General features: G+C 75.8%; 12 protein-coding genes. 4 read left to right on the forward strand and 8 right to left on the reverse strand.

All coding sequences use genetic code 11. The annotated features are described in order from the left end of the window. Positions 1-3 precede the first annotated feature (3 nt). The gene (locus IEX99_RS06555; RefSeq protein WP_188899209.1) at positions 4-669 is read right to left on the reverse strand and encodes a peptidoglycan-binding domain-containing protein; all 666 of its coding nucleotides are present in this window, start codon (positions 667-669) and stop codon (positions 4-6) included. Between the two features lie 250 nt (positions 670-919). On the opposite strand from IEX99_RS06555, the gene mscL reads away from it, so the two are divergent. Continuing rightward, the gene (mscL, locus tag IEX99_RS06560; protein ID WP_188899210.1) at positions 920-1,411 is read left to right on the forward strand and encodes a large conductance mechanosensitive channel protein MscL; all 492 of its coding nucleotides are present in this window, start codon (positions 920-922) and stop codon (positions 1,409-1,411) included. 270 nt (positions 1,412-1,681) lie between these two features. On the opposite strand, the gene IEX99_RS06565 is transcribed toward mscL, so the two are convergent. Then, positions 1,682-3,373 (reverse strand): peptide ABC transporter substrate-binding protein, encoded by a 1,692-nt coding sequence (locus IEX99_RS06565; RefSeq protein ID WP_188899211.1) that lies wholly within the window; start codon positions 3,371-3,373, stop codon positions 1,682-1,684. A gap of 149 nt (positions 3,374-3,522) precedes the next feature. Next, complete coding sequence (locus tag IEX99_RS06570; RefSeq protein WP_188899212.1) at positions 3,523-4,239, reverse strand: orotate phosphoribosyltransferase; 717 nt, start codon at positions 4,237-4,239, stop codon at positions 3,523-3,525. A gap of 51 nt (positions 4,240-4,290) precedes the next feature. On the opposite strand from IEX99_RS06570, the gene IEX99_RS06575 reads away from it, so the two are divergent. Then, a complete protein-coding gene (locus IEX99_RS06575) occupies positions 4,291-5,262 on the forward strand; it encodes a mitochondrial fission ELM1 family protein (protein WP_188899213.1) in 972 nt (323 codons plus the stop codon). Positions 5,263-5,321: 59 nt separating this feature from the next. Beyond that, positions 5,322-5,807, forward strand: a complete 486-nt coding sequence (locus IEX99_RS06580) for an STY0301 family protein (RefSeq protein WP_188899214.1) — start codon at positions 5,322-5,324, stop codon at positions 5,805-5,807. A 52-nt stretch (positions 5,808-5,859) separates the two neighbouring features. Here IEX99_RS06580 and IEX99_RS06585 read toward each other — a convergent pair whose 3' ends face one another. Next, a complete protein-coding gene (locus IEX99_RS06585; protein ID WP_188899215.1) occupies positions 5,860-6,408 on the reverse strand; it encodes a YcbK family protein in 549 nt (182 codons plus the stop codon). A gap of 932 nt (positions 6,409-7,340) precedes the next feature. Between IEX99_RS06585 and IEX99_RS06590 the strand changes: the two genes are divergently transcribed. Continuing rightward, the gene (locus IEX99_RS06590; RefSeq protein ID WP_188899216.1) at positions 7,341-7,715 is read left to right on the forward strand and encodes a hypothetical protein; all 375 of its coding nucleotides are present in this window, start codon (positions 7,341-7,343) and stop codon (positions 7,713-7,715) included. 26 nt (positions 7,716-7,741) lie between these two features. Here the strand turns inward: IEX99_RS06590 and IEX99_RS06595 are convergent, their stop codons facing one another. The 4 genes from IEX99_RS06595 to IEX99_RS06610 all read right to left on the reverse strand — a co-directional run bounded on the left by IEX99_RS06595 (position 7,742) and on the right by IEX99_RS06610 (position 12,039). After that, a complete protein-coding gene (locus IEX99_RS06595; RefSeq protein ID WP_188899217.1) occupies positions 7,742-8,533 on the reverse strand; it encodes a DsbA family oxidoreductase in 792 nt (263 codons plus the stop codon). 142 nt (positions 8,534-8,675) lie between these two features. Then, positions 8,676-9,404: an ABC transporter ATP-binding protein gene (locus tag IEX99_RS06600; protein WP_456304521.1), complete on the reverse strand. Its 729-nt coding sequence runs from the start codon at positions 9,402-9,404 to the stop codon at positions 8,676-8,678. Continuing rightward, positions 9,401-10,168, reverse strand: a complete 768-nt coding sequence (locus IEX99_RS06605) for an ABC transporter ATP-binding protein (RefSeq protein WP_188899218.1) — start codon at positions 10,166-10,168, stop codon at positions 9,401-9,403. Before IEX99_RS06605 ends, IEX99_RS06600 begins: the two co-directional genes overlap by 4 nt. After that, positions 10,165-12,039 (reverse strand): ABC transporter permease, encoded by a 1,875-nt coding sequence (locus IEX99_RS06610; RefSeq protein ID WP_188899219.1) that lies wholly within the window; start codon positions 12,037-12,039, stop codon positions 10,165-10,167. The genes IEX99_RS06605 and IEX99_RS06610 overlap by 4 nt, the downstream gene beginning before the upstream one ends. Positions 12,040-12,130: the final 91 nt, after the last annotated feature.

Below are 12,130 nucleotides of genomic sequence, written 5' to 3' on the forward strand. Positions count from 1 at the left end.
GGCTCAGCGGGTCTGGGGGGCCATGCTGCCGCCGCCCGGGGCGCCGGTGCCGGTCGCGGCTCCGCCGCCGCCCGCCGCGCCCAGGGCCTGCATCGTCGGCTGGTCGAGCCGGCCTGTCGGCGGCAGGTTGTTGGCCTGCTGGAATTCCCGGACCGCGCGCGCCGTCCGCGGGCCCCAGACGCCGTCGATCGGACCGGGATCGAATCCGGCCAACTGCAGGTCCATCTGCGCCTGCCGCACCGTGGGCGAACTCGCCGCGGCGGTGCCCCGCATCGCGCCGGCGCCGGTGCCCCAGTTGTCCCGGCTTGCGGCGACCCGCCGCCGGTCGTCGAGGGACGGCACCCGGGCTTCCGGATTGGTCCAGGGCGGCCGCCCCAGCTGGATCTCCTCCGGGCTCGTCACCGCGCCGGTGATGCCGCCGGCCACGCCGCCGACCCCGGCGCCGGCCAGGGCGCCCACCGGGCCGGCCAGGGCCCCGATGCCCGCGCCGGTCGCGGCGCCCGCCGCAGCCCCGCCGGAGACGCGCTCGCCCTGCGTGTAGCCGCAGGCGGCGACGAGCAGTGTCAGCGCCGCCGCACCAGCCGTTGTCCATCTCATGACCTGGCTCCTTTCCGGTGTCGTCACCCGCAGCACCGCCGGCTGCCGTCCGGTTGGCGCGAGGACCTGCACGCCGGGCGCGGCGCCTTCGGGCGCCGCCGCGCAGGGCACGGGCGGCGGCCAGCCTGCGCGAGCAACGCCGCCCTCTCGGAATGGTTGCGTTCACCGCGTATTCCCCTCGCAGCTCGTGGCCCCGCTGGCGCGATGGTGACCGATGCCGCGACGCCCACCGCATCGTCGGATCGCATCGTTCCGCCTAGGATGCGCGGACGGCGCCGCGACGTGGGGCATCGCCGCGCTGCCTCTGTCCGGAGGGCCCGCCATGGCACTACTGCCAACGCCGCACGAGCCGGCCTGGGTGCGCGAATTCAAGGCCTTCATCCTGCGCGGCAACGTCCTCGACCTCGCCGTCGGAATCATCATCGGGGCCGCCTTCACCGCGATCGTGGCCTCGGTCGTGGACGATCTGATCAACCCCGTCATCGGCCTGCTGGTCGGCGGGATCGACTTCTCCAACGTCTTCATCGTGCTGAGCGGGGAGCGTCGGCCGACGCTGGAGGCGACGCGCCAGGGCGGTGCCGCGGTGCTCGCGATCGGCAGCTTCGTCAACGCGGTGATCAAGTTCCTGATCGTCGGCTTCGCCATCTTCTGGCTGGTGAAGGGGCTCACCCGGTTCAGGCAGCGCGAGGCGGAGAAGCCCGCCGAGGCGGTTCCGCCGGCGCCGACGCCGACCGAGGCGTTGCTGCGGGAGATCCGCGACGAGCTGCGCACGCGGAACGCGGCGGCGCCGGGCCCGGGTCCGGCCGGAAGCTGATCCGCCGTCGGGGGACGACGATCGCCCCGGCCGCGGTCCCCCCTCGAGACGCGAGGGCGTTCCTGCGGCGCGGCCGGGCACCCGGACGCGCCTGACACGGCCTGGGGTGCCGGCCATCCCGTCCCGCCGGACGGCGCGCGTGCGAGGGGCTACGCCCGCGCAGGCGAAGCCGGCGATGCGATGGGATCGGCATGAGGCGCGCGGGCCGCTTCCTCCCGACCGGGAAGCGCCCGGACCCGCCGGCGCTGCGGCTGCCCGCCGCGCCGCGCCTCAGCGTGCCGCGGCGTCGCGCACCCGCCACGCCTCGACCCAGAGCGAGGAGGGGTTGAGGTGCCCGGTCGGCCGCACGCCCTCGAGCCAGGGCGGCCAGACATGCGCGTCGGCGCGGAACCAGAGCGGCAGCGCCGGCAGCTCCTCGGCGTAGATCGCCTGCAGCCGGCGCCACATCGGCCGGCGCCGCTCCGGGTCCAGCTCCAGCGGGAGGGCCTCGATCAGCGCGTCCATCTCGGCGTTGCGGAAGCCGCCGTAGTTCTGGCCGGAGAAGTTCCGCTCCGCGCGCGGGATCTCGTCCGAATGGAGGGTCGAGCGCGGCACGCCCTCCGGCGCGCTGATCCAGGCGAACAGGGCGAGGCCCTGGAAGCGCCGGCGCGACAGGGTCTCGCCGAAGAACACGCGCGGCGGCTCGTTCCTGATGCGCGTCTCGATCCCGGCGGCGCGCCACATGCCCTGCAGCACCTGCTGCACCTGCTCGCGCGAGCGGTTGCCCGCGGTGGTCATCAGCTCCAGCGCGAGCCGTTCGCCGGCGGCGTTGCGGCGGATGCCGTCCGGGCCGCGCCGCCAGCCCGCCTCGTCGAGCAGCGCCGCGGCGCGGGCGGGATCGAAGGGCCACTGCCGCACCTCGGGATCGTGCATCGGATCGAGCGGGCTGACGCCGCTGTGCGCGATCGGCTGGCGGTTGTCGAAGAGGCGCGCGGTGATCTGCGCGCGGTCCGTCGCCATCAGCAGCGCCTGGCGGACGCGGCGGTCGGCGAGGATCGGGTTGTCGAGCATCACGTCGAGATGCTCGTAGATCAGGCCCGGCTTGTACGCGAAGCGGAAGCGGCCGCCGGTGCGGCGCTCGAGCGCGATCGCCTGCTCGATCGGCAGGCCGAGCTCGCCCGCGACCATGTCGATCTGGCCGGCGAGGAGCTGGGCCTCGAGCGCCGGCGTGCTCTCGACCGTGCGGACGGTGATGCGCCGGAAGGCGGGGGCGGGGCCCCGCCACTCGGCGTTGCGCTCCAGCGTCACGGAGGCGCCCGGCTGGACGGCCGCGATCCGGTAGGGGCCGTTCCACAGGCCGGGATTCGCGGTCTCGGTGTCGTAGGCGGTGCGGGTGCGGTAGGTGCGCGGATCGGCCTCCCACCGCGCGCGCTCGATGCGCGCCGGCAGCGGCTGGAAGTCGCCGGCGGAGGCGTATTCGAAGGTCACCCTGTCGAAGCGCAGGGTGACGGTGCGCGGGTCCACGACGATCAGCTCGTAGGCCGAGCGGTAGAACTCGGCCGGGCCGAAGCCGGTGGCGAATTCGCGCCCCGCCTCCCAGGCGAAGCGCAGGTCCTCGGCGCTGACGGGGGTGCCGTCGCCCCAGCGCAGGTCCCCGCGCAGGCGGTAGGTGACCCGGATGCCGGGCTTGCCGTCCGGCGTCGTCTCCCGCTCGGCGAGGCCGTTGTCGAGCGAGGGAAGGGTCTCGCAGGCGAGGCAGGTCAGGCGCCAGTCGGCGTCCCAGGCGGTGAGGGGGCGGCGCACGAAGCCCAGCACGTAGGACTTCGCGGCCATGTTCTCGATGTTGGGGTGGAAGGTGGAGGGATACTGGGTGATGCCGATCGTCAGGGCGTCGCGCGACGGCGCCGCGGCGTCCTGCGCGGCGGCGGCGCTGCCGAGGCAGAACGCGCCGGCGAGGATCAGGAGCGGTCGGACGGCGTCCATGGCCGCGGCGCCGAGCCGGGAGCGAGGATCACCGGGATGCCCTCCCGCGCGCCGGGCGGCCGGATGGGCCTCCTCCGGACCGTGCGCGCCGCGCCGCCTCGCCGCGCGGGCCGCCGCTCGGGCCGACGACCGTCGTCCCCATCTCCGCCTCACTCCGCCGCCCGCCTCGCCTCCTCGACGCTGCCGATGCCCCCGTGCGCCTTCGACCACGCCACCGGGTCCTCCAGGAACCGGCGCACCTCGCGGAGCGCCGTCTCCTCGAAGTAGGGGCGCTCCTTGCACACCTCCAGCACGTCCCACCAGGTGCAGAGGTGGTGCAGCGAGAGGTTCATCTTCTTCAGCGTCTCGAAGCTGCCCGGGAAGACGCCGTAGAAGAACACGACGAAGGTGTGCTCGCAGACCGCCCCGGCGTCGCGCAGCGCCTGGGCGAAGCGGATCTTGGAGGCGCCGTCGGTGGTCAGGTCCTCGACCAGCAGCGTGTTCTTGCCCTCCGGCACGTCGCCCTCGATCTGGGCGCCGCGGCCGAAGCCCTTGGGCTGCTTGCGCACATAGGCCATCGGCGCGAGCATGCGGTCGGCGATCCAGGCGGCGAAGGGGATGCCCGCCGTCTCGCCGCCCGCCACCACGTCGATCGTCTCGTAGCCCACGTGGCGGCCGATCTTCTCCACGCCGAGGTCGCAGATGCGGTTGCGGGCGCGGGGGAAGTAGATGATCTTGCGGCAGTCGATGTAGACGGGGCTCTTCCAGCCGGAGGTGAAGGTGTAGGGCTCCTCCGGGCGGAAGTTGACGGCCTTGATCTCGAGCAGGATGCGCGCGGTGGTCAGCGCGGCGTCGCGGTCCCAGTCGGAGGCGTGGTGCGCAGGCATGGGGGGTCCCTCGGTCTGCCCCGTTCCTAATCGGCGGGCCGCGCGGCGTCCATGACGGAACGCGCGCCCGGGCAGGACCGCGTGCTTGTGCTGGCCGATCCCCGGGCGGGGACGGCGGCGCAGGCGCTCGGCATCGCGGAGCGGCTTGGGGAGCCGTTCCGGACCATTCCGCTGGCCTGGTCGGCGCTGGCCGGCCTGCCGTTCCCCTGGCCGACCCTGGCCGGCCTCGCCACGGGGCCGCGGCGGGCGGTGCGGGAGCTGGCTCCGACGCCGCGCCTGGTGATCTCCGCCGGCCGGCGCGCGGCGCCGGTGGCCTTGTGGCTCAAGCGCCACCGCGGGGCGCGGACCGTGCACTGCATGCGGCCCGGCCCCGGCGCCGCCCGGTTCGACCTGCTGGTGCTCGGCCGCCACGACGCGCCGCGGGAGGCGCCGAACCTCCTCCCGGTCCTCGGCGCCGTCCACCGGGTCACCGCGGCCCGCCTGGCCGAGGCGCGCGCCGAATGGGCCGAGGCGCTGACGCTCCTGCCGAGCCCCCGTGTCGCGCTGCTGCTCGGGGGGCCGTCGCGGGCGGTTGGCCTCGACCCCGCGGTCGCGGCGGCGCTCGGGGCCCGGGTGGCCGGATTCGCAGGGTCGGTGCTGGCGACCGCCAGCCGCCGGACCGGCGCGGCGGCGACCGAGGCGCTGTCGGCGGCGATCTCCTCCGTCCCGCACCGCCTCTACCGCTGGGGGGAGATGGGGCCGAATCCCTATCTCGGCTTCCTCGCCTGGGCCGACGCGGTGGTGGTGAGCGGCGACTCGGTCTCGATGATCTCCGAGGCGCTGGCCGGCACGGCCCCGGTCTTCATCGCCGATCTCGGCGTGTCCGGCGCGCGCCAGCGGCGCCTGCACGAGAGCCTCTACGCCGCCGGCCAGGCGCGGCCCATCGAGGCGGCGCCGGCGCCCTTCCGCCGCGCGCCGCTCGACGAGAGCGGGCGGGTGGCGGCGGCGATCCGGGCGCGCGGGCTGCTGGAGGGACCGGGATGATCTGCGGTGGCACGCGGCGCATGGCGCGCGGCGGGCAGGGGTGGCAACCTGCCCGCATCATGCCTCGCCGCCTCCGTTTCGCCCGATTCGCCCTGGCTCCGGCGGCGGCGCTCTGCGCCGCCGCGGCGGGGCTCGCCCTGCCCGGCACCGCCCGCGGGCAGCCCGCCGAGTTCGGCTGCCCGCGCTACGTGGATGTCGCGCCGATCGCCGACGTCAATGCGCCGGCGGGCTGGAGCGCGGCGTCGCGCCTCACCCGGCGCTGGCTGCGCGGGGCGGAGGTGTTCGAAGGCGACCCGGCGGCCAACCGGCCCCTCCGGGGGCGGCTCGTGGACCAGTCCCGCGGCACCACGGAGTGGACGATCACGCCCGGCGCGGAGACGCCCACGCTCGTCTGCCTGTACCAGGGCACCGACGTGACACTGACGCGCCCCATCCCCTACGGGGTGCGGCGCTGCGCCACCGCCTTCGCGCGCCCCGACCCGTTCGGCCGCCGCACCGACGAGGACAATCCGAGCGGCCGGACGCTCCTTGTCGTCTGCCGCTGAGCCGCCCGCCCGCGAATGGCGGGGCACGCCGCCGGCCGGCGTGCGCGTCGGTTCAGCCGCGTCCGATCCGCGTCCAGCGCGCCGTCGGGCCGATGTCGAGGTGCACGAACCCCCCGTAGAGCCCGATGCCCATCATGCCGAGGCGCTGCGAGACCGCATGGGCGGCGAGCGCGAGGTCGAGCGGCGCGATTCCGCGCATCGCGATGTCGGCCGCCTTTCCCTCCAGGTGGTAGCTGCGCGGCGATGCGGCCTCGCCGATCGAGGCGTTGGTGCGCGGCGTGCGGTAGCCGGAGAGCAGCCTGAGCGGCCGGTCGAAGCCGAAGCTCTCCTGCAGGATCGCGAGCAGGTCGATGAGTTGCGGCGGCAGCGGCCCGGGCAGGTTCTCCCGCACGTCGCGGAACAGGTGCTGGAGGCGGGCGAGGGCGTTGAAGTCGTAGCCGCCATCCTCGCGCCGGTAGGTGGCGGCGAGTTCCTCGTTCCGCTGGTTCACCACCCAGATCAGACGCCGCATCGGGCGGGCGCGGGCGGAGGACGGGGCGACCAGGCCGAGCGCGCCGGCCGCGGCCGCGACGAGCACCTGGCGTCGGGGCGGGTTCCTCATGGCGCCGGGCAGGGTACACCGTTTCGCCGGTGGCAACGCGAATTTCTTTCCAGCCACTCAACCGGCGGCAGCATGCGCGGGGCGTCGCAAGCCGCGCCGTCGCCCCCGGCCGCCGCAGTCGCGCGACCACCGCCGTCGGCTCCGCGCCGCCCACGCCCCGCCGCATACCGGCGACCGCCGGGCCTGCTCTGGCGCCCGGCAGGACACGTCAGTTCCAGCCCCGGCCCCGCCCGACCGGGTCGTCGGGGTCGTTGTCCGTGACGCGGCGCTCGCGCGCCCGGCTGGCGGCCGCCTCGCCACGCCCACGGCCGACCGGATCGCCGGGATCGGAATCGGTGGCACCGGCGCCGCCCCGGCCGCCACCAGGGGGATCATCCGGGTCCGAGTCGGAGGCGCCGGTGCTGCGCAGCCCCGACCGGCGCCCACGGCCTGGCGGGTCGTTGGGATCGGCATCGGAGGCGCCGCCACCGCCGCGGCCGCGGCCCGGGGGATCGCGGGGATCGGAATCGGACAGGCCGTGGCCGCCACGGCCGCGCCCCGGCGGGTCATCCGGATCGGAATCGGAGGAGCCCGGACCGCCGCGCCCGCGGCCAGGAGGATCATTCGGATCGGAGTCCGAGACGCTCCCGCCCCGGCCTTGGCCTGGCGGATCATCCGGATCGGCGTCGGAGACGCCGCCGCGCCGGCCCTGTCGCCCCGCGCCGCCGCGGCCATCGCCCGGCGGATCGTTCGGATCGGCGTCGGTAAGGCCGGAGCCGCACGGTCGGGACGGAGTTCCGCCGCGGCCCGCCCCGGGCGGATCGCCAGGGTCCGAGTCGGAGATGCCGGTGCGAGGGCCACCGCCCTTCGGTGCCGCCTCGGAGTTGGCCTTCGGGCCCTGCGCCGTCGCCCCGGCCGCGGACAGGCCGGCACCGAGCGTCGCGAGGCGCAGGATGAGCAGGCGCCGCGCGAGGCGCGGATCGGGTGGCGATGCGGGCATGGCGCGGGGCGCGGCTCCGAACGAACTGAAAATCATTGTCCAGCGTCGGGCGCGCGCAGACAAGCGCGATGCGAAGGGCGCGCTTGCCTTAATGTTCGTTTTTTGTTCCTATCGCGCCATGAGCAACGGAACAGCCCGGATCCTCGATCCCGCCATCGCCATCCCGCCGCCACCGCGACAGGCGATTCGGATCGGCCCAGCGCCGCGCTGCCGCCGGCCGCGACGTTCCGCGCGCGGCGCGATCGAGGAGGCGTTGCTTGCCTTCACGCTCGGCCTGGCCTGCGCCTGGCTCCTGGTCGAGCTGGCGCTCTGGCTGGGAAGCGGTTGAGCGGGGCCTCGCGCCGCCGGCCCCGGTCAGCCGGCCGACGCGCCGCCTTCCGCGCGCCGCCCGGCCAGCACCTGGTGCGCGTGGCGCAGCGCCGCCGCCATCTGCGCCGCCGGCACGGCGCCGGAGAACAGCAGGTGCCGGTCCAGGATGAAGCTCGGCACGCCGGTGAGGCCGGCGCCGCGCAGGGCATGGTCCTCCGCCAGCACCTCCTCGCGCGCGGCGAAGCCCTCGGCGAAGGCGTCGAGCGTGGCGGCATCGAGCCCCGCCTCGGCGCCGATCGCGGCGAGGACGGCGCGGTCGCCGATGTCGCGCCCCTCCTGGAAATAGGCGCGGAAGATTCCCTCCACGACGGCGTCCTGGCGCCCGCTCGGCTCCGCCAGGCGGATCAGCCGGTGCGCCTCGACGGTGCTGGGCGTGCGCGCCATGCGGTCGTGCCGGAACTCCAGCCCGACGGCGCGCCCGGCCTCCGCCACCTGGGCGTCGAGCTGGCGCGAGCGCTCGAGGCTGCCGAATTTCCGCTCGCGGTAGCGCTGGCGGTCCACGCCTTCCGGCGGCATGCCGGGGTTGAGCTGGAAGGGGCGCCAGCGGACCGCGAAGCGCAGGCCGTCGCGGGCGGCGAGCTCCTCCAGCGCGGCGGCGATCTGGCGCTTGCCGATCCAGCACCAGGGGCAGATGGCGTCGGAGACGACATCGAGCTGGCCCGCGGCGTGGGTGCCCCCGGCCGGGCGCACGCTGGCGGCGGCTTCGGGCCCGCAGCCTTCGGGGGTGCACGCGGCGCCCGTCGCGGCGTCCCCGGCGATCCGGTCGTGCTCGGCCATCGGCGAATCTCCTCCTGCTCCGGAGAGGGTGGGGGCGCCGGAAGGGCGGCGCCAGAGGCAAAAGCCGTACTGCCCGGCTTCGCGCACAGGCGGCGGGCCGCGTCGGCGCCCCTGGCGTCGCCGGCGACCGATGCCGCCGGCATCAGACGGCGAGGTAGCGCGCCCGCAGCGCCTCCTCGGCCAGCAGCGTGGCGAGCGGACCCGCCCAGCGGATCGCGCCGGTCTCCAGGATCAGCGCCCGGTCGCCGACCGCGGCGGCGAGGCGCAGGTTCTGCTCCGACACCAGGATGCCGAGACCCTCCGCCCGCAGCGCCCGCACCGCCTCGGCCAGCCGCTCCACCACCACCGGCGCCAGCCCCTCGGAGGGCTCGTCGAGCAGCAGCAGGCGCGGATTGCCCGCCAGCGTCCGGGCGATGGCGAGCATCTGCTGCTCGCCGCCGCTCATCCGTCCCGCCGGGCGGTCGCGCAGCGCGGCGAGGGCAGGGAACAGCGCGAACAGGCGCTCCTCCGTCCAGCCGCGCTGCCCGGCCGGGGCCGGACGCATCCCGACCGCGAGATTCTCGCGCACCGTGAGCCCGGCGAAGATGCGCCGCTCCTCCGGCACGTAGCCGAGCCCGGCGCGGGCGATGCGGAAGGGCGGCTGGCCGGCGAGATCGCGCCCCTCGAGGCGCACGCGCCCGGCGGCGGGCGGCACCAGCCCCATGATCGCCTTGAGCGTCGTGCTCTTGCCCGCGCCGTTGCGGCCGAGGAGGACCACCACCTCGCCGCGCGCGACGTGGAAGGTGAGCCCCGCCAGGATGCGGGCGCGGCCGTAGCGCGCCTCCAGCCCCTCCACCGCCAGCAGAGGGGGCGCCGCGGCAGGCCCGGTCACACCGAGATCCACCCGAGATAGGCGGCGCGCACGCGCGGGTCGGCGCGCACCGCCTCCGGCGTCCCCTCCGCCAGCACCCGGCCGCGGTCGAGCACCACCACGCGATCGGCATGGCCGAACACCACGTCCATGTCGTGCTCGGTGAACAGCACGGCGATGCCGGACTCGCGCGCGAGGCGGACGACCAGGGCCATCAGCGCGCCGCGTTCGGCCGGGGCCATGCCGGCGGTCGGCTCGTCCATCAGCAGCAGGCGCGGCGCGCCGGCGAGCGCGATGGCGAGCTCGACCCGCTTGAGGTCGCCGTAGGCGAGCACGCCGCAGGCCCGCTCCGCCTGCTCCGCCATGCCGACGCGCGCGAGCAGCGCCTCGGCCTCCCGGCGCATCCGCTCGCGCGCCGGGCGCCACAGGCCGAACAGGCGCCGGGCGTGCGAGAGCAGCGCCATCTGCACGTTCTCGCGCACGGTCATCGAGCCGAAGGTCGCGGTGATCTGGAAGGTGCGCCCGACCCCGGCGCGGAAGACGCGCGGCGGCGGCAGGCCCGTGATGTCGGCGCCGGCGAGGCGCACCGTGCCGGCCTCCGGGCGGAGCTGGCCGCCGATCAGGTTGAAGCAGGTGGTCTTGCCGGCGCCGTTCGGGCCGATCAGGGCGAGCAGCTCGCCCGCCCGCACGGCGAGCGAGACGCCGTCCACCGCCCGCACCCCGCCGAAGCTGCGCACCAGGCCGCGCGCCTCGAGAACGGGAGGCGTGGCCGCCGCCACGCTCATGGCCGCGCGGCGGCCATGCGCGCCTCCCACCGCCGCCGCGCCGCGCCGGCGAGGCCCTCGGGGAAGAACAGCACCAGCGCCACGATGGCGAGGCCGAGCACCAGGCGCCAGTGCCCGGTCGCGCGCACGAGCTGCTCCGACAGCCCGGCGTAGGCGAGGGCGCCCCAGATCGGCCCGGTCACGGTCTGCACCCCGCCGAGCAGCACCATCAGCAGCGCGTCCACGCTGCGCGGGATGGCGAGCAGGGTGGGGAAGACGCTGCCCTTGCCGTAGGCGAAGAGCGCGCCGGCGATGCCCGCCATGGCGGCGGCGAGGGCGAAGGCGAGCCAGCGGACCGGCACCGCGGGAATGCCGATCGCCGCCGCCCGCGGCCCGCTGTCCCGCAGGGCGCGCAGCGCGTAGCCGAAGGGCGCGTGCACCGCGCGCAGCAGCAGGAAGCCGGCGCCGGCGCAGAGGGCGAGGACGAGATAGGTGAAGACCAGCCGGTCGCGCGCCCAGGGATCGGGCCAGACGCCGAGGATGCCGTTGTCGCCGCCCGTGACCTCGACCCACTGGAAGGCGACCGACCAGGCGATCTGCGCGAAGGCGAGGGTGAGCATCGCCGAATAGACCCCGGAGAGCCGCACGCAGAACCAGCCGAAGCCGAGCCCCGCGAGGCCCGCCGCGATCGGGGCGAGGGCGATGCCGGCGGCCATCGGCGCCGCGAGGTGGTGGGCCAGCAGCGCCGCCGCATAGGCGCCGATGCCGAAATAGGCGGCGTGGCCGAAGCTCGCCATGCCGCCGGGGCCCATGAGGAGGTGGAGGCTCGTGGCGAACAGGACGAACACGGCGAGGTCGGCGAGGACGCTCAGCGCGTAGTCGCCGAGAAAGGGCGGCAGGGCGAAGGCGAGAGCGAGGGCCGCGAGGCCGAGCCGGCGCACCGGGGCGGGGGCGGGGCGGACCACCGGCTCGGCCGCGCCGGCGGCGGCGGGCGCGGCCCCGGCCGGGGCGGCGCCGAGCAGGCCGTGCGGGCGCAGCACCAGCACCACCGCCATCACCAGGAAGACCAGCACCAGGGTGATGCGCGGAAAGATGAGTATGCCGAAGGCGTGCAGCTCGCCGATCAGCAGCGCGGCGAGGAAGGCGCCGCCGAGCGAGCCGAGCCCGCCCACCACCACGACCACGAAGGCCTCGACGATCACCGCCAGGTCCATGTGCAGGTTCACCGATTCGCGCGGCAGCTGCAGCGCGCCGGCGAGGCCGGCGAGGGCGGCGCCGAGGAAGAACACGCCGGTGAACAGCGCCCGCTGGTCCACGCCGAGCGCGCCGACCATCTCGCGGTCCTCGGTCGCGGCGCGGACCAGCACGCCGAAGCGGGTGCGGTGGAACAGCAGCCAGAGCAGGCCGAGCACCACCGGGCCGAGCGCGATCAGGAACAGCTCGTAGCGGGGGAAGCGCAGGCCGAGCAGCGGCAGCTCCGCCGCGCCGCGCAGGCCCGGCGCGCGCGGGCCGAGCAGGTCCTGCGGCCCCCAGATCCAGAGCGCCAGGTCCTGCACGATCAGCACCACCCCGAAGGTCGCGAGCAGCGGGAACAGCTCCGGCGCCCGATAGAGCCGGCGCAGCAGCAGCACCTCGATCACCACGCCGACCAGCCCGACGGCGAGCGCGGCGAGCAGGACCCCGCCCCAGAAGCCGAGCGGCCCCGGCGCGCCGTCCCCGGCGAGGCGCGTCACCAGCGTCCAGCCGATGTAGGCGCCGAGCATGTAGAGGCTGCCATGGGCGAAATTGACGATGCGGCTGACGCCGAAGATCACCGTCAGGCCCGAGGCGACCAGGAACAGCGAGGAGGCGCTGGCGAGGCCGTTCAGCGCCTGGAGGATCAGCGCGTCCATGCGGCGGGAGTGGGGCGCCGTAGCCGGGTGCCGCGGCGCGCGCCGCCCGGCGGCGTTCGCGGTCCCCGTCGCAGGCTCGCGGGAGCAGGGC

The organism is Caldovatus sediminis (assembly GCF_014644455.1).
Taxonomy (GTDB): Bacteria; Pseudomonadota; Alphaproteobacteria; order Acetobacterales; family Acetobacteraceae; genus Caldovatus; species Caldovatus sediminis.

Coding starts and splice junctions, on each gene's coding strand:
- mscL (WP_188899210.1), top strand. CDS start 920: ATGGCACTACTGCCAACGCCGCACGAGCCGGCCTGGGTGCGCGAATTC.
- IEX99_RS06565 (WP_188899211.1), bottom strand. CDS start 3,373: ATGGACGCCGTCCGACCGCTCCTGATCCTCGCCGGCGCGTTCTGCCTC.
- IEX99_RS06570 (WP_188899212.1), bottom strand. CDS start 4,239: ATGCCTGCGCACCACGCCTCCGACTGGGACCGCGACGCCGCGCTGACC.
- IEX99_RS06575 (WP_188899213.1), top strand. CDS start 4,291: ATGACGGAACGCGCGCCCGGGCAGGACCGCGTGCTTGTGCTGGCCGAT.
- IEX99_RS06580 (WP_188899214.1), top strand. CDS start 5,322: ATGCCTCGCCGCCTCCGTTTCGCCCGATTCGCCCTGGCTCCGGCGGCG.
- IEX99_RS06585 (WP_188899215.1), bottom strand. CDS start 6,408: ATGAGGAACCCGCCCCGACGCCAGGTGCTCGTCGCGGCCGCGGCCGGC.
- IEX99_RS06590 (WP_188899216.1), top strand. CDS start 7,341: ATGAGCAGGCGCCGCGCGAGGCGCGGATCGGGTGGCGATGCGGGCATG.
- IEX99_RS06595 (WP_188899217.1), bottom strand. CDS start 8,533: ATGGCCGAGCACGACCGGATCGCCGGGGACGCCGCGACGGGCGCCGCG.
- IEX99_RS06605 (WP_188899218.1), bottom strand. CDS start 10,168: ATGAGCGTGGCGGCGGCCACGCCTCCCGTTCTCGAGGCGCGCGGCCTG.
- IEX99_RS06610 (WP_188899219.1), bottom strand. CDS start 12,039: ATGGACGCGCTGATCCTCCAGGCGCTGAACGGCCTCGCCAGCGCCTCC.